We start from the raw sequence: 17,062 nt of genomic DNA, 5'->3' as shown, positions 1-17,062 counted from the left end.
ATTAAAACAAGAACGATTATGGATAAAACAACGATCGGAATATTCTTTGCCTTGCTGCTAATGTTGGGTTTGAGTTCCTGTAAAGAGCAGAAATCAAACAACAAGTTAGTTCTGAATGAGGTGCTTATCAACAACGAAAGCGACTTTCAGGATGACTACGGAATGCACAGTGCATGGATTGAAATATTCAATAGAACGTATGGTAGTGCCGATTTGGCCGCTCATTTACTGAAATTCAGCAGTAAACCGGGTGATACCATTTCTTATTTCATCCCGAAAGGTGACGTCATGACGGTAGTAAAACCCCGCCAACACTCCTTATTCTGGGCTGACAATAACCCAAAGCGCGGTACTTTCCACCTGAATTTCCAACTGGATACCCTCAATGCCAACTGGATTGGTTTATATGACTCCGGTAGAAAGCTACTCGACCAAATTACTATCCCTGCCGGCACATTGAAGGCCAACCAGTCGTATGCCCGCGTAAGTGACGCTGCCGACAAGTGGGAAGTAAAAGGTGGAAGTCCCGATAAATACGTTACTCCAAGTACCAACAACCAGACCATCGACAAGAATGTCAAGATGGAAAAGTTCGAAGAAAAGGATAGCGCAGGTATTGGTATGTCAATTTCCGCTATGAGTGTAGTATTCGTAGGCTTGATCCTTCTTTACATTTCCTTCAAGATTATCGGAAGAATATCTGTTAACCTCAGCAAGCGTAATGCTATGAAGGTTAAGGGTATCACTGATAAGAAAGAAGCCAAAGAAAAGAAGTTAGGTGAAGTTCCGGGCGAAGTTTACGCTGCGATCGGTATGGCTATGCATGAAATGCAGAGCGATGTACACGATATGGAAGAAACCATTCTTACCATTACACGCGTAAAACGTACCTACTCACCGTGGAGCTCGAAGATTTACACATTACGCGAAACTCCCAGAAAATAGTCACCTTTAATAACAGATAAAACGATGAAAGAATATAAATATAAAATCAACGGTAACTTATATAAAGTGACCATTGGAGATATTGAAGAAAACATCGCTCACGTAGAAGTGAACGGTACTCCCTATAATGTCGAAATGGATAAGGCTCCAAAAGCAGCTACTAAACCAGTAGTACGTCCGGTTACCAACCCGACTTCTCCTGCACAGGCTCCTGTAACTCCTATCACTAAACCGGCTACTCCTTCTTCTGGCAAATCGGGTGTAAAATCTCCGCTGCCCGGTGTGATCCTTGAAGTGAAGGTAAACGTAGGCGATACCGTGAAAAAGGGACAAACCATCATCATCCTCGAAGCCATGAAGATGGAAAACAATATCAATGCCGACAAAGATGGTAAAATTACCGCTATTAGTGTAAATAAAGGAGATTCCGTTCTCGAAGGTACTGACCTTGTAATTATTGAATAATATGGGAGAATTTACTAATTTCTTAATGAATAACTTAGCAGACTTCTGGACATACACAGGTTTCGCCAATGCAACGGTGGGACATATTGTGATGATTCTAGTCGGCTTATTTTTCATATACTTGGCAGTTGCCAAGGAATTTGAACCGATGCTGCTGATTCCTATTGGTTTCGGTATCCTCATCGGTAATATTCCTTTCAACATGGAAGCCGGATTAAAGGTCGGTATCTATGAAGAAGGTTCTGTACTTAACATCTTGTATCAAGGGGTAACGTCCGGATGGTATCCGCCGCTCATCTTCTTGGGTATCGGTGCCATGACAGATTTCTCGGCCCTGATTTCTAACCCTAAGTTGATGCTGATTGGTGCGGCAGCCCAGTTTGGTATCTTCGGTGCATACATGATTGCGCTTGAAATTGGATTCGATCCTATGCAAGCTGGTGCAATCGGTATTATCGGTGGTGCCGACGGTCCTACGGCTATCTTCCTTTCTTCCAAACTGGCTCCAAACTTGATGGGTGCTATTGCGGTATCAGCCTACTCTTATATGGCGTTGGTACCCGTAATACAGCCGCCTATCATGCGTGCCCTTACTACTAAGCACGAACGTTTGATCCGCATGAAACCGCCGCGCGCTGTTTCGCATACAGAGAAAGTAATTTTCCCGATTGTGGGTCTGTTGCTTACTACATTCCTTGTTCCTTCAGGTCTTCCTTTGTTGGGTCTGCTGTTCTTCGGTAACCTATTGAAAGAAAGTGGAGTAACTCGTCGTTTGGCTAATACTGCAAGTGGTCCGTTGATTGATACTATTACAATTTTGTTAGGTTTGACAGTAGGTGCTTCTACTCAGGCTTCTGAGTTCCTTACTTTGGACTCTATCAAAATCTTCGGTCTGGGTGCATTGTCATTCGTTATTGCCACTGCATCAGGTGTACTCTTCGTGAAGATATTCAATCTGGTTCTGTCTAAGGATAACAAGATTAACCCGCTGATCGGTAACGCCGGTGTATCTGCCGTACCCGACTCTGCCCGTATCTCGCAAATTGTAGGTTTGGAATATGATCCGACCAACTATTTGTTGATGCACGCTATGGGTCCGAACGTAGCAGGTGTAATCGGTTCAGCAGTCGCTGCCGGTATCTTGCTGGGATTCTTGATGTAAACATTCTGAATTAAACAGATACAACCTTGAAGCGCTCTTCCTCATAGGAAGGGCGCTTCTTTTTTATTAGTTAATCTATCTAAAATAGGTTACGATTATTTCGTAAGCACATTCTTTTTAGTAACTTGCATCCCCAATAATGATACATTAAAGCTAAATAGTATGAGAAAACTTTTTATCTGCTTTTGTCTCTGTGTCTATTGTTCCTTCATTACGGCACAAAACACAAATGCCATTCAGGAAGCCATGGCCAATTATGATTACGAAACTGCTCTATCACTTATTAACAAAGAAAAGCCAACTATTCCCCTACTCTATCAGAAAGGAAAAGCATTGAAAGGGTTAGGAAATAATGTAGAGGCATTAGAAGTATTTCAGAACATCACTTTGCAAGATTCGCTAAATCCGCGTGCCTACATCGAAGCTGCCGAGTGCAGCAAAATGCTGATCAAAAATAAGCAGGCTTTGAGCTACTATCAAAAAGCTATCGACTTGAATCCGGAAAACAAATATGCCCTTATTCAGTATATCAACCTACTATTGATTGAACGTAAGTATCAGGAAGCATTGGGAGAAAGTAGTTTACTTGCCGAAAAGGACAGTTCTGCTATAGCCCTGCATCTGATGGGACAAAGTTTTGAAGGAATGGATGATTTTCAGTCTGCGCTGGGATGTTATCACCTTATACAAGAATTATATCCTACGGATTATTTGGCGGCTGCCAAACTGGGTAGTATCTACATTGCAGGAAAAGATTATCAATATGCCATAGATGCTACGGAAGAATACCGTAAAAGAGATACAACAAACATTGTGGTCAACCAACAAAACGCACAAGCATACTGTTTGAACCAACTCTATCCTACAGCTATACAAAGGTACGAATACTTACTTAGCCAAGGAGATAGTACTTTCCATACATGTTACTATACGGGAATAAGCTATTATGCTATAGGGAGGTATTATGAGGCCCATGATTTACTGGAAGTAGCACACAAATATGCTCCCCGTGATGTTAATCTGCTCTATTATTTAGGACGTTCTTGCTCCAAAACATCATGGAAAGAAGAGGGTATAAAGTACCTGGAAGATGCCGTAACCTATGCATTGCCCCCGGATAGTGCCGTATCACGTCTTTATGTAGGATTAGCCGATTGTTATAAAGCTGCGGAAATGTTCAATGAGCAGATAAAAACACTCCAGACAAGGTATGAGAAATTTGACACTGAAAATCATAAGTTACTATACGATATAGCATATATCTACAATTATCGCCTGAAAGACACTGCAAGTGCAGAGCGGTACTTGCAAGCCTATTTGAAAACGCGTCCGAAGGATTCTAATAATAAATCGCAATCCATGACTGACGAAGGTGATATACTGTTAGATGACACCAATTATTATAATGCTGCCGAAGCATGGCTAAAAGACCTACAAGATCGTCGCAAGAAAGAAGATTTCTTTAAAGGAAAAGTAGATACTGCCAGTGTTGCGCCAGTCAGATAAACTTTATAGAAAACGTTTGCATAATATAATAATGTATAGTTAGCGGAAAAACAGATTGTTTTTCCGCTATTTGTTTTAAATTAGCCGAGAATATATAACCGAACAAGTTACTATCATGAAAAAAGTATTTTTAATCTTGGGAACTCTTCTACTTTCCCTTAGCACGTTTGCAGCTATGAATGTCAACAAAATCGATCCACCTTTCTGGTACACCGGATTGCAGAATCCTGAACTGCAACTAATGGTATACGGCGAAGGCATCGGTAACGCATTAGTATCTGTCAACTATCCTGGTGTATCATTAAGTAGCACAGTCAAGCTGGAAAGCAACAACTACCTACTGGTTTATCTGAAACTAGACAAAGATGTAAAACCCGGTAAAGTAGCCCTCACATTTTCTGAAGGCAAAAAGAAGCTCGTCAAAGAATACGAACTGAAAGCCCGTGCCAAAAAGGGATGTGAACACAAAGGCTTTGATGCTTCCGATGCATTATACCTATTAATGCCAGACCGTTTTGCGAATGGTAATCCTGACAATGATCAAATTGCCGGTATGATCGATAATAAAGTAGATCGTAATGATCCGAATGCTCGCCATGGCGGTGACCTTGCCGGTATAGAGCAACACTTGGATTACTTCACCGACTTAGGTGTAACCGCTCTTTGGTTCACCCCCGTACTGGAAAATAACATGACCGGTGGATCTTATCACGGATATGCCACTACCGACTACTACAAAGTAGATCCACGATTTGGGACGAACGAAGAATACAAACAGCTGATTGAAAATTGCCATGCCCGCGATATAAAGGTTGTTATGGATATGATTTTCAACCATTGCGGTGTAGATCATGCATGGATAAAGGACATGCCTTCAAAAGACTTTTTCAATAATCCCGATCACAAAAACAACTTTGTGCAGACTTCTTTCAAACTGACTCCGCACGTCGATCCTTATACCTCTAAATATGACTTCGATCAGATGAACGACGGTTGGTTTGTTACCGCCATGCCCGACTTGAATCAAAAGAATCCACACGTATATCGTTACCTGGTACAAAACAGTATCTGGTGGATTGAATTTTCCAGCATAGACGGTATCCGTATGGATACTTACCCCTACGCCGACTACGATGCCATGAGCAATTGGATGAAAGAACTGAATGAGGAATATCCCAACTACAATACTGTAGGCGAAACTTGGGTTACCGAACCTGCTTATACCGCTTGGTGGCAGAAAGATTCCAAACTTTCGGCACCTAAGAACAGTAACTTGAAGACTGTTATGGACTTCAGTTTCTTCGACAAAATCAATACTGCTAAAAATGAAGAAACAGAAACCTGGTTCAAAGGGTTAGACCGCGTTTATAATAGCTTTGTTTACGATTTCCTCTATCCTAATCCGGCTTCGGTACTGGCATTTATTGAAAACCATGACACTGACCGTTTCTTAGGTGATAGTGACAACTTACCGATGTTGAAACAAGCTTCTACCCTCCTACTTACTACCCGCCGTATTCCCCAGCTTTATTATGGAACAGAAATCATGATGAACGGTACAAAAGGAAAGAGCGACGGTTATGTACGTAAAGATTTCCCCGGTGGCTGGGCCTCCGACAAAGAAAATGCATTCACCGCCGAAGGTCGTACACAACTTCAGAATGATTGTTATAACTTCTACAAAACAATCCTGAACTGGCGTAAAGGCAATGATGTCATCGCCAAAGGTAGCATGACCCAATTCATGGTTCAGAACGGTGTATATGCATACGCACGCCAGTATGAAGGAAAGACCGTATTCGTAATGCTTAATGGTACCAATTCCGATACTACTGTCCCTTTGAAGTTCTACAAGGAAATACTGAAAGATTCAAAAAGCGGAAAAGATATTCTTAGTGGGAAAATGATCACATTCGGCGAAGAGCTGAAAATGGGACCGAGAGAATCACTGGTTATTGAACTCTAAAAAAACACTTATAACTGCGTCGCCTCACACTCCTATAAGTGTAAGCCAACGCAGTTATAAGCGTAAGCTGATGCAGCTATAAGTGTAAACCACATAAAAATAGCCCTTACAAATATATTGTAAGGGCTATTTCATATATCAGAGTTTACTCTTATTAAGCCAACTTGTTGTCTGAACCCAACACATTAATAATTTTGTGCTTGTACAGTTTCTCCATATTGTCGCGAGCCGGACCCAGATACTTACGAGGATCGAATTCAGCAGGTTTCTCTGCGAAAGTCTTACGGATAGCGGCAGTCATAGCCAAACGGCTATCAGAGTCGATATTGATCTTACATACTGCAGAAGTAGCAGCCTTGCGCAACCATTCTTCAGGAATACCAATAGCAGACTTCAAAGCACCACCGAACTTGTTGATAGTTTCAACTTCTTCCTGAGGAACTGAAGAAGAACCGTGAAGAACGATAGGGAATCCCGGAAGTTTCTCCATAACTGCATCCAATACTTCGAATGCCAAAGGAGGAGGAACCAAATGACCTGTAGCAGGGTCGATAGTACATTGTTCCGGAGTAAACTTGTAAGCACCGTGAGAAGTACCGATAGAGATAGCCAAAGAGTCGCAACCTGTACGAGTAGCGAAGTCAATTACCTCTTCAGGGTCAGTATATGTGTGGTGTTCAGCAGAAACTTCATCTTCTACACCAGCCAACACACCGAGTTCACCTTCTACAGTTACATCGAATTGGTGAGCGTATTCTACTACTTTCTTAGTCAAAGCAATATTTTCTTCGTAAGGAAGGTGAGAACCATCGATCATTACTGAAGAGAAACCAGAGTCGATACAGCTCTTGCAAGTTTCGAAAGTATCTCCGTGGTCAAGGTGAAGAACGATTTCCGGTTTTTCACAACCCAATTCTTTTGCATATTCTACAGCACCTTGAGCCATGTAACGCAACAGAGTAGCATTAGCATATTGACGGGCACCCTTAGAAACCTGAAGAATAACCGGAGATTTTGTTTCAGCAGCAGCCTTGATGATAGCCTGCATCTGCTCCATATTATTGAAGTTGAATGCGGGGATAGCGTATCCACCTTTAATAGCCTTAGCAAACATTTCTTTTGTGTTTACCAATCCTAATTCTTTGTAATTTACCATTTTGTTTTAATGTTTATTGTTAGTGAATCAAAATTCTATGCAAAAGTACGCATTATCCTTTAAAGAAAAGAACCTGAATTAAATAAAATAGCCAAATTGGTCCTTTAAATCAACCTATTTAAAACGTATTGGCTTCATTTAACAGAGGATTGTAATCTCTATATTACAAACTCTTTACATTTGTCCGGCAAAAATGCACTACTTTTTGAGTCATTATTTCCTCAAATATATAATGGTTGGCAAGTGGTCACTGTAACCGTTTAACCATTCCCTACCTCCGTGGGTACGCAACGGAGAACCCTTATATTTTCCATCTTGTTGAATAAGATAATCACGGATAAATACTTCATTATGATCATAACGTAACCCCTTCTTTGCTTTCAACAAAGGTTTTGAAATGACTATTTGATCAAATAAGTTCCACTTACCCCGGTAAAGCAACGTCCCTACTCCTTTATCTTCTAAAGTCCCCCACCAAGGGTTAAAGAACTCACCTTTCTTCACCTCTTTTGCGTACTTGCGTGCACCCAGCTCCTGCATGCTTTCATCCATAGGATCATCGTTCATGTCACCCATCACTATAAGCTTCAAACGCTTGTCTTCACGCATCAATGAATCTTTCAATGCTTTCACTTGCTCGGCGGCATGCACACGAACAGGAGATTTCGCTCCACGAGATGGCCAATGATTGACAATAACACATACTCGCTCTCCTGCCAATTGCCCGTCCACAATAAGGAAACCACGCGTCAGGTGGACTGTATCTCCCTGAAAAGGAGTGGAAAGTACCAACTTGGAAGACGTTACGCTAAACTGTTTCGGATCGTATAGCAAAGCGCAATCAATTCCGCGTTTATCGGGACCTTCATAATGTACAAACTCGTAATTGGAAATAGCCGACTGGCTTACCAAATCAACTAAAACATTGCGATTCTCTACTTCCGCCACACCAATAAAGGCAGGTCCTTCCGACACTAATTCACGTGAAAGCGAACTCAGCACCTTAGAAAGATTCTGTAACTTGGCCTCATACTTCTTCGCAGTCCATTGATAACTACCGTCTGGCAAGAATTCATGGTCATCCTTACCGGTATCATGGATTGTATCAAATAAGTTTTCAAGATTGTAGAACGCAACACTGTATAAATTCCGTTCAGTATTCTGCGCTCCCAGTGTGACTACACAGAACCAAAAAGAAAAAAAGATAAGTAGTTTCTTCATATAACTAACAAAATTAAGAGTTTACAAAAATCAGAAATAAAACGAGATAAACCTATTTTTTCCAGAAACTTTTTTCTATTTCAGAGAAATACATTATCTTTGCAGCCTGAAAAAGACCATTACACTATTTAATACCAAAATAGTAACAGAATATAAATTTAAAAACAAATATCGAAATGAAAAAAGGTATTCATCCTGAAAATTACCGTCCGGTAGTATTTAAAGATATGTCCAATGGTGATGTATTTTTGTCACGTTCAACTGCAAATAGCAAAGAAACTATCGAATTCGAAGGAGAAACTTATCCGGTACTCAAAATGGAAATCTCCAGCACTTCTCACCCGTTCTATACAGGTAAGTCTAAGTTGGTTGATACTGCAGGTCGTGTTGATAAGTTCATGAGCCGTTACGGTAACCGCAAGAAATAAATCAGTATCAAGAGATCTGAAAAAAAGGGAATCTTACGTAAGATTCCCTTTTTTATTACAAGCGACATACTAGTTATATTATATAGTATATGATAAACATAGATACCAAAAAATGGGTATCACTCGGAATGAGCGTATTCCATAAGGCAACAACTGTTTGCCAAAAGTCCATACGGTGGTACAAATCTCTTTATCTTAATAAGCCATGGTATAAACGGGCTTTAGTATCTGTTACTACTTTCATCATTGTCTTCTTAATCTACCTGGTCATGGTAGATGTTAATTTTCTTTGGTTATTCGGTAAATCTCCCAGTTTATCGAGCATTCACAATCCCAACCAACCTATTGCATCTGAGATATATAGTGCCGATGGTAAACTCATAGGCAAATATTTCCGTGAAAACCGGAGTCCGGTAGACTATGAAGAGATTTCTCCTATACTGGTAAAGACTCTTATCAGTACAGAGGATGAGCGTTTCTACCAACATTTCGGCATTGACTTTCAAGGCGTATTTGCTGCCATCAAGGATATGGCACGAGGAGAAGCACGAGGAGCAAGTACCATCACCCAGCAATTGGTAAAGAATATGTTTAAAGTCCGTTCCCAATACTCCACCGGATTATTAGGGTATATACCGGGACTAAAGCTACTCATTATGAAGTCAAAGGAATGGATCACAGCCGTTAAGATCGAAATGTTTTATTCTAAACAAGAGATTCTTACCATGTATCTCAATACCGTAGATTTCGGAAGTAACGCATACGGTATAAAGACTGCGTGCAAGACTTATTTCCACACCACTCCTCAAAAGATTACATACGAGCAAGCAGCCACTCTTGTAGGACTATTGAAAGCAACAACTACCTACAATCCCCGTCTGCATCCGGAGAATAGTATGAAACGTCGTAACGTGGTATTGGAGAACCTGATGAAGCATCATGGAATAACCCGTACCGAATGCGATTCTCTCAAACAAATCCCTATTCATCTGAATTATAATGTAGAAAGTAATTATGACGGAGAAGCCCTTTACTTCAGAGAAGCAATAGCTGATTATCTGAAACCCTGGTGCGAAGAAAACGACATTGACTTGTATGCCGACGGACTAAGAATCTATACAACTATCGATAGTCGTATGCAGCAATATGCCGAATCTGCTGCCAACCGTCAGATGCGTGTTGTACAACGCAACTTCAACAATCATTGGGGGAACCAAGCACCTTGGCGTGACCGCAATCACCAAGAGATACCTCATTTTATTGAAGACCTTGCCAAACGTACCATTGCCTACAAGATTCTAACAGAAAAATATCCCGATCAGCCGGATTCCGTAGATTACTATCTCAACCTCCCCCATCGTCTGAAAGTCTTTGATTATGACTTGGGCACGCGTGATACTACCATTAGCACAATGGATTCTATCCGTTACATGGAGCGCTTTATGCATTGTAGCTTTGTAGCGATGGAACCTCAGACGGGACAAGTGAAAGCTTGGGTAGGTGATATTAATTTTGGCTCCTGGAAGTATGACAAAGTACTTTCCAAACGCCAGCCGGGCTCTACCTTCAAACTCTTTGTCTATGCCGCAGGCATGAATGATGGAATGTCTCCGTGCGATTACTGCATAGACCAACAACAAGCTTGGGATGTAATAGAAGACAACAAACCGGCAAAGTGGATTCCACGCAATGCCAATGGTGATTATACCGGTGATACTCTATCCTTGAAAGCTGCCTTTGCACGCTCCGTCAATACTATTGCCGTACAAGTAGGTCAAGAAGTAGGAGCACACAAAGTAGCCGAAACAGCACGTGCTATGGGAATAAAAACTCCTCTGGAGGAAACTCCTTCTTTAAGCTTGGGGGCCTCAGATGTATCTCTACTGGAATTGGTAAATGCTTATACCACCGTAATCAATGAAGGAAAGACACACGATCCGGTGTTGATTACCCGTATTGAAGACTCAAACGGACATGTAATCTACGAAGACAAAACCACGCAGAAACAGGTACTTCCTTACGAAACAGCTTTCCTTATGACAGAAATGTTGAAAGCCGGACTTACTGAACCATTAGGAACCTCACAAGCCCTATGGGGATATGATCTATTCCGTTATAACACTGAATTCGGCGGTAAAACCGGTACATCTTCCAATCACTCGGACGCTTGGTTTGTAGGAGTTACTCCCAAGTTGGTAGGCGGTGCGTGGGTAGGTGGTGAACACCGTAGCATACATTTCCGTACCGGAGAACTTGGACAAGGCAGTCGCACCGCATTGCCGATATTTGCTTATTTTATGGAACAGGTACTCAAGGACAAAGGCTTGAAACAGTACCAAACACGATTCCCACAAGCTAAAGAGAAAATCAACAAAGAGTATGGATGCCGCACTATTTACCATCCGCGTGATACCGACTCTATAGCTATAGACAGCATAGCACTGGAAGAAGTAATAGAAAAAGTAATGGAAGAATAGGGAAAATCCTACTATCTAATAGGAGAAAAAATAGGAAAGAGGAAAAACTCTTTCCTATTTTTGTATCAGAAAAACATAAAATCCCAATAATCATGAAACGACTAATCACTTTATTCCTTTTGGCAACACTTGTCATTGCAACAGGATTTGCCAAACCCAAACAAAAGGATTTAAGCGGCACTATTGCAATCCGAGGAGAGTTGAAGAAAGAGTACAAGAATGCCCCGATGGGTACATCTGTTATGATTCGACGGGTGGTGAAGATGAACAAATCTGATAATTACAATAGCAATATTTACTATGCTGTTGAAATAAACGGTATACAAGAGACCATCCCTTCCGAGGAAATGAATATGATTGCTCTTGTCAAACCCGAAACAGATCAGGAGTTCTGGCAACAAGTATATCTGACAAAACACCTTTATGAACACTTCAACAATCGTGGTTACAAGCATAAACTACGTCAGGAAATTGATGAAGAATGCCTTGATTATCTCGATAAACTTCAAGAAATAGCTTATCAAGACGATTATCTGACCTCCTACGTCCAAGGCATATTTGCCAAACTGAATGCAATAACCATCGATCCCAATCGTGATGAGAACCTTAACGTACGCCTTATTCAATCTCCCGAACCGGATGCATTTATGCTCCCCAATGGTTCTATGATAATCAGTACCGGACTTCTTTGTACGCTTGATTCTGAAGACGAACTGGCAGCAATCATTGCCAATGAATTGTCTCACTTTGTACTTGACCATCAAGTCGAGAACATCTACATTGCCGAACGGCGTGCCAAGCGTGCCTCCTTTTGGGCAGGTGTATTTGCCGATGTTGCCAATGCCGCTCTCGATGTAGCTTATTGGGATGACAATGACAAAGCATACTCCGTCAGCCTGGTTGCCGACATCGGCATGGTGGCTTCTCTGTTGAGTATACCCGCCACTGACCGCCTCGGCATGAAGTATAAAATAGGGCAAGAAAACATTTCCGACCGTATAGCTCGTGATTTACTGATTTTCAAGGGTTATAATCCAGATGGGTTGACATCTGCCCTCAATAAAATTATCGATTATTACAATCTACAACTGCGTAGCGATGATATCACTCGTTACAACAGCATCAAAGATCTGCAAAAACGTGTAGAGAAAATAGGTGTAGGTCAAAGTTTGTATAGCCGCCCCTACCTGAAAACAACTAGTGATGCAGTCACCTTCAATGCCTCCATGAACTACGCCAACAAGCGCTACAAAGAAGCTACCCGATTGATAAACAAAAACATGGATAACAAGCTTGCCACTGATAATGATTATATCATCTATGTAAAATCACAAATGGCATTGTCCAATACAGAAGAGATCAATAACCAATGCCTCTCTCTGCTCGACAAAGCTCAAGAATTGATAGGGGAAAATCATAATCTGGATATCTATAAACAACGTATCTTACTCTTGATGCGTATGAATAAACAAGCTAAAGCAGCCGATACATTGAAAGAATACCTCACATTATTAACCAGATACCAAAGCCAAGGTGTAGAGGGTGAAGATAAAGATTGGACAAACAAAGAAATAGGTTGGGCTAATCAAATGCTGAATAAAGTAAGCAGAATATAATTACCTCTAAGTAGTTGGGTATTTACTTAGTAGTAGTTCAAGAACTACCTCTAAGTAAATACCCAACTACTTAGAGGTAGATATGCTTTAGTTAAAGCTTACTTGCGGAATGGAGGTTTCACAATCACAGCTTTCAGTTTACGTCCACGCATGTCAATACAGATTTCCGTACCAATCTTGCTATATTCGGGCTTTACATATCCCATACCTATACCGATCTTACGAGTAGGTGACATCGTACCGGAAGTAACTACACCAATGGTCTCGCCTTCAGCATTACACAACTCATAACCATGACGGGGAATACCGCGGTCTATCATTTCAAATCCTACCAATTTACGTGTGGTACCCTCTGCCTTCTGCTTTTCGAGCAATGCACGATTGGTAAAGTTCTTACCTTCTGTAAACTTGGTAATCCATCCCAAACCAGCTTCAATGGGTGATGTAGTATCATCCAAGTCATTACCATATAAGCAGAAGCCCATTTCCAGACGAAGAGTATCGCGAGCGCCCAAACCAATAGGCTTAATACCAAACTCTGCACCTGCCTCAAATACTGCATCCCAAATCTTCATAGCAGCATCGGGATAGAAGTAAAGTTCAAAACCACCTGCACCTGTATAGCCAGTATTAGAAATGATAACATCTTTCTCTCCGGCAAACTCACCATGAGTAAAGGTATAATAAGGAAGGTCGGAAAGATTGATAGAAGTCAACTTCTGTAAAACCTCTATGGCTTTAGGACCTTGCACAGCAAGTTGCGCCATGTGATCAGAAGCATTTTCCAATTCAGCGCCATCGGTATTATGAGTAACACACCAGTTCCAATCTTTTTCAATATTGGAGGCATTCACAACCAAAAGATATTTTTCTGGTTCGTAATGATAGACAAGGAGATCATCTACAATACCACCATCTTCATTAGGAAAACAAGTATATTGTACTTTACCCGGTGTCAGGGCGGCTACGTTATTAGAAGTCACTTTCTGTAAGAAGTCCAGTGCATGAGGACCTTTCACCCAGAATTCTCCCATGTGGGAAACATCGAAAACACCTACAGCCTGGCATACAGTGAGGTGTTCATCAATGATACCGGAGTATTCAATAGGCATATTATATCCCGCAAATTCGTGCATCTTGGCACCCAGTGAGATATGCTTTTCGGTAAACGGTGTAGATTTCATAAAAATCAGGTATTAAATATTAGGTATTAGTTAATTATTTCGCAGCTACTAGCTCGGCAATCTTTACAATGACGTTCATTGCTTTTTCCATGTTTTGAATAGGAACAAACTCATAACGACCGTGGAAATTCAGACCACCGGCAAAGATATTGGGACATGGCAAACCTTTGAAAGAGAGTTGTGCACCATCCGTACCTCCACGAATAGCCTTTACATGAGGCTCCACACCTACAGCTTGCATAGCGGCAAAAGCAGTATCGATGATATGCATTACCGGCTCAATCTGCTCACGCATGTTGTAGTATTGGTCACGAAGTTCGAGGGTTGCAGTTCCTGCACCATATTCGGCATTGATCTTCCTTACAAGATGCTCAAACTCTTGCTTGCGGCTTTCAAAGCGAGCACGGTCGTGGTCACGGATGATATAAGAAACAGTGGTTTGCTCTACATCTCCATTAACACCGGTCAAGTGATAGAATCCTTCGTAACCTTCAGTATGTTCCGGTGTTTCATGACTCGGAAGCATAGAGATAAAACGGTTAGCTACACGGAGAGAGTTAATCATCTTATGTTTGGCATAGCCGGGATGTACATTACGTCCTTTGAAAATGATCTTGGCACCGGCTGCATTGAAGTTTTCAAACTCAAGTTCACCCACTTCACCGCCATCCATAGTATACGCCCATTCACAACCGAATTGCTCTACATTAAACTTATGGGCACCCAAGCCTATTTCTTCATCCGGATTGAAACCAATACGAATTTTTCCATGTTTGATTTCAGGATGTTCTTTCAAGTAAACGATAGCAGAAACTATTTCGGCAATACCTGCTTTATCGTCAGCGCCCAGTAAAGTTTTGCCATTGGTCACGATCAAGTCCTCGCCTTTATGGTCAAGCAGTTCGGGGAACTGGGAAGGAGAAAGAATAATCTCATCTTCGGCACAAAGTACAATATCTTTGCCATCATAATTCTTCACGATGCGGGGAGATACGTCTTTGCCACTCATATCAGGACTTGTATCCATGTGGGCAATGAAGCCTATAGTCGGCAACGGTTTATCAATATTTGCCGGAAGTGTGGCAAACAGATAACCATGTTCATCCAACGTAATTTCTTCTAAACCTAAAGATGATAATTCATCTTTCAAATACTTGGCAAAGACCATTTGCCCCGGAGTACTCGGAGTTACACCTGTTTCCTCATTCGATTGAGTATCGAAACTCACGTACTTTAAAAAACGTTCTACTAGAGTCATGTTATTTACGATTTAACGATTTACAAATTACGATTGAAGTTCGTTTCAATCATTTATACAGCTGTAAAGATAAAAAAAGGGGCGTGAACTGCCAAGCAATTCACGCCCCTTTTTTATTCATTAACGACAAATTGTCAATCAAAAGTGACTACTACCATCAAAACAATGTGTACATATCTTACACTTGGGTAAACCAATAGCTTCTACCAGAGTTTCCAACGTATTAAACTTCAAAGAAGAAAGTTCAAAACGCTCTCTAATTACGTCTACCAACTTCTCATATTCAGGAGAACCTGTAGTGGCGTATTTCTCCAAATTCTTATTTTCATCACCTTCCAATTCCTTGATAATGCGGCGAGTTATAAGCTCCAAGTCACTTTTGGATGCGGTAAAGCCTACAAACGGACAGCTATATATCAACGGAGGGCAAGCAATACGGATATGTACTTCTTTAGCACCATACTCGTACAGCACCTTTACATTATCGCGCAACTGAGTTCCACGAACAATGGAGTCGTCACAAAGCAACAAGCGTTTACCCTCGAGCATGGCACGATTAGGTATCAACTTCATCTTTGCAACCAAAGAACGCATTTCTTGTCTGCTTGGAGTAAAGCTACGCGGCCAGGTCGGAGTATATTTAGAGATGGCACGATGATAAGGTACTTGCTTACCTTCGGCATATCCCAATGCCATACCTACACCGGAATCAGGTATACCGCAAGCACAATCAACCTCCGAATCATCCTTTTGTCCCATCTTGAAACCGGATGTAAATCGTACTTCTTCTACATTCTTGCCTTCATAACAGGAAGTGGGGAAACCGTAATAGACCCATAGGAATGAGCAAATCTGCATTTCCTCATTAGGTTTACGCAGTTGCTTTATGCCATCGGCACTTATATGTACTATTTCACCCGGTCCGAGGTAACGTTCTATCTCATAATCCAGATTAGGGAAACTACTCGATTCGCTTGTGGCGGCATAAGCACCATCTTTCTTGCCGATAACCACCGGAGTACGTCCCCATCGGTCACGGGCAGCAATAATTCCATCTTCTGTAAGAAGCAATAAGGAACAAGAGCCTTTGATATGCTTAAACACATTCTCGATGCCTTCGGCAAATGTTTTGCCTTGTATGATAAGAAGAGCAATAAGTTCTGTTTGATTGGTTTTGCCTGAACTTAATTCACCGAAATGCATATTGTGAGTAAGCAATTCTGTTTCAAGTTCCTGCATGTTTACGATTTTAGCTACTGTAACGATGGCAAAGCGGCCGAGGTGGGAGTTTAAAATAAGAGGTTGGGGGTCTGTGTCGCTAATGATTCCTATTCCGGAATTTCCTTTAAACTTATCCAGTTCATCTTCAAACTTTGTGCGAAAATAGGTACTTTCTAAGTTATGAATGGAGCGAGTAAATAGTGTTGTGTCTGCATCATACGTTGCCAATCCTCCACGTTTTGTCCCTAGATGCGAATTATAATCTGTGCCGTAAAACAAGTCTGTCACGCAACCTGCCTTAGCGACCGTTCCAAAAAAACCTCCCATATATTCTTTTTTGTTATTAGTTACTTAAATTAACGACTGCAAAGTTACAAAGAAGTTTCTTTGTTCACGTCATATTCTACAGATTCAAATTCTAAAAAAACTTATTTTCCTAAATTGGGCTGAGCAATGA

Annotated in this window: 13 protein-coding genes; 8 read left to right on the top strand and 5 right to left on the bottom strand. The window is 41.2% G+C overall.

What is annotated here, in order from left to right; genetic code table 11:
• The first annotated feature begins 18 nt into the window (after positions 1-18).
• The 5 genes from Q1W14_RS13530 (at position 19) to Q1W14_RS13510 (ending at position 6,044) form a co-directional block, all read left to right on the top strand.
• Positions 19-945 carry an OadG family transporter subunit gene (locus Q1W14_RS13530; protein ID WP_300702218.1) on the top strand — a complete coding sequence of 309 codons (927 nt, stop codon included), beginning with the start codon at positions 19-21 and terminating at the stop codon, positions 943-945.
• 24 nt (positions 946-969) lie between these two features.
• Complete coding sequence (locus Q1W14_RS13525; protein ID WP_300702217.1) at positions 970-1,410, top strand: biotin/lipoyl-containing protein; 441 nt, start codon at positions 970-972, stop codon at positions 1,408-1,410.
• A 1-nt stretch (position 1,411) separates the two neighbouring features.
• Complete coding sequence (locus Q1W14_RS13520; protein WP_300702214.1) at positions 1,412-2,572, top strand: sodium ion-translocating decarboxylase subunit beta; 1,161 nt, start codon at positions 1,412-1,414, stop codon at positions 2,570-2,572.
• Positions 2,573-2,734: 162 nt separating this feature from the next.
• Positions 2,735-4,078, top strand: coding sequence for a hypothetical protein (locus Q1W14_RS13515; protein WP_300702212.1), 1,344 nt, complete (start codon positions 2,735-2,737; stop codon positions 4,076-4,078).
• A 115-nt stretch (positions 4,079-4,193) separates the two neighbouring features.
• Complete coding sequence (locus Q1W14_RS13510) at positions 4,194-6,044, top strand: glycoside hydrolase family 13 protein (protein WP_300702209.1); 1,851 nt, start codon at positions 4,194-4,196, stop codon at positions 6,042-6,044.
• A gap of 154 nt (positions 6,045-6,198) precedes the next feature.
• Here the strand turns inward: Q1W14_RS13510 and Q1W14_RS13505 are convergent, their stop codons facing one another.
• Positions 6,199-7,200: a class II fructose-bisphosphate aldolase gene (locus tag Q1W14_RS13505; protein WP_300702207.1), complete on the bottom strand. Its 1,002-nt coding sequence runs from the start codon at positions 7,198-7,200 to the stop codon at positions 6,199-6,201.
• A 213-nt stretch (positions 7,201-7,413) separates the two neighbouring features.
• Complete coding sequence (locus Q1W14_RS13500) at positions 7,414-8,421, bottom strand: endonuclease/exonuclease/phosphatase family protein (protein WP_300702206.1); 1,008 nt, start codon at positions 8,419-8,421, stop codon at positions 7,414-7,416.
• A gap of 176 nt (positions 8,422-8,597) precedes the next feature.
• Here Q1W14_RS13500 and Q1W14_RS13495 point away from each other — a divergent pair, with 176 nt between their 5' ends.
• The 3 genes from Q1W14_RS13495 (at position 8,598) to Q1W14_RS13485 (ending at position 12,942) form a co-directional block, all read left to right on the top strand.
• The gene (locus Q1W14_RS13495; protein WP_300702205.1) at positions 8,598-8,849 is read left to right on the top strand and encodes a type B 50S ribosomal protein L31; all 252 of its coding nucleotides are present in this window, start codon (positions 8,598-8,600) and stop codon (positions 8,847-8,849) included.
• 89 nt (positions 8,850-8,938) lie between these two features.
• Complete coding sequence (locus tag Q1W14_RS13490; RefSeq protein WP_300702203.1) at positions 8,939-11,326, top strand: transglycosylase domain-containing protein; 2,388 nt, start codon at positions 8,939-8,941, stop codon at positions 11,324-11,326.
• 92 nt (positions 11,327-11,418) lie between these two features.
• On the top strand, positions 11,419-12,942 hold the full coding sequence (locus Q1W14_RS13485) for a M48 family metallopeptidase (protein WP_300702201.1): 1,524 nt from the start codon (positions 11,419-11,421) through the stop codon (positions 12,940-12,942).
• A 98-nt stretch (positions 12,943-13,040) separates the two neighbouring features.
• Here the strand turns inward: Q1W14_RS13485 and gcvT are convergent, their stop codons facing one another.
• The 3 genes from gcvT to Q1W14_RS13470 form a co-directional block, all read right to left on the bottom strand.
• Complete coding sequence (gene gcvT, locus Q1W14_RS13480) at positions 13,041-14,126, bottom strand: glycine cleavage system aminomethyltransferase GcvT (protein WP_300702199.1); 1,086 nt, start codon at positions 14,124-14,126, stop codon at positions 13,041-13,043.
• Positions 14,127-14,160: 34 nt separating this feature from the next.
• The gene (pepT, locus tag Q1W14_RS13475; protein ID WP_300702198.1) at positions 14,161-15,384 is read right to left on the bottom strand and encodes a peptidase T; all 1,224 of its coding nucleotides are present in this window, start codon (positions 15,382-15,384) and stop codon (positions 14,161-14,163) included.
• A 138-nt stretch (positions 15,385-15,522) separates the two neighbouring features.
• Positions 15,523-16,932: an amidophosphoribosyltransferase gene (locus tag Q1W14_RS13470; protein WP_300702196.1), complete on the bottom strand. Its 1,410-nt coding sequence runs from the start codon at positions 16,930-16,932 to the stop codon at positions 15,523-15,525.
• Positions 16,933-17,062: the final 130 nt, after the last annotated feature.

The organism is Bacteroides sp. (assembly GCF_030151085.1).
Classification (GTDB): Bacteria; Bacteroidota; Bacteroidia; order Bacteroidales; family Bacteroidaceae; genus Bacteroides.
Note: the sequence above shows the minus strand (reverse complement) of the source record. Positions and strands in the feature narration are given on the sequence as shown.

Bases quoted from the DNA above. Each gene is read 5' to 3' on its own strand.
- Q1W14_RS13520 (WP_300702214.1), top strand. From the start codon at position 1,412: ATGGGAGAATTTACTAATTTCTTAATGAATAACTTAGCAGACTTCTGG.
- Q1W14_RS13500 (WP_300702206.1), bottom strand. From the start codon at position 8,421: ATGAAGAAACTACTTATCTTTTTTTCTTTTTGGTTCTGTGTAGTCACA.
- Q1W14_RS13485 (WP_300702201.1), top strand. From the start codon at position 11,419: ATGAAACGACTAATCACTTTATTCCTTTTGGCAACACTTGTCATTGCA.
- Q1W14_RS13470 (WP_300702196.1), bottom strand. From the start codon at position 16,932: ATGGGAGGTTTTTTTGGAACGGTCGCTAAGGCAGGTTGCGTGACAGAC.
- Q1W14_RS13525 (WP_300702217.1), top strand. From the start codon at position 970: ATGAAAGAATATAAATATAAAATCAACGGTAACTTATATAAAGTGACC.
- Q1W14_RS13495 (WP_300702205.1), top strand. From the start codon at position 8,598: ATGAAAAAAGGTATTCATCCTGAAAATTACCGTCCGGTAGTATTTAAA.
- Q1W14_RS13515 (WP_300702212.1), top strand. From the start codon at position 2,735: ATGAGAAAACTTTTTATCTGCTTTTGTCTCTGTGTCTATTGTTCCTTC.
- pepT (WP_300702198.1), bottom strand. From the start codon at position 15,384: ATGACTCTAGTAGAACGTTTTTTAAAGTACGTGAGTTTCGATACTCAA.
- Q1W14_RS13490 (WP_300702203.1), top strand. From the start codon at position 8,939: ATGATAAACATAGATACCAAAAAATGGGTATCACTCGGAATGAGCGTA.
- Q1W14_RS13505 (WP_300702207.1), bottom strand. From the start codon at position 7,200: ATGGTAAATTACAAAGAATTAGGATTGGTAAACACAAAAGAAATGTTT.
- Q1W14_RS13510 (WP_300702209.1), top strand. From the start codon at position 4,194: ATGAAAAAAGTATTTTTAATCTTGGGAACTCTTCTACTTTCCCTTAGC.
- gcvT (WP_300702199.1), bottom strand. From the start codon at position 14,126: ATGAAATCTACACCGTTTACCGAAAAGCATATCTCACTGGGTGCCAAG.
- Q1W14_RS13530 (WP_300702218.1), top strand. From the start codon at position 19: ATGGATAAAACAACGATCGGAATATTCTTTGCCTTGCTGCTAATGTTG.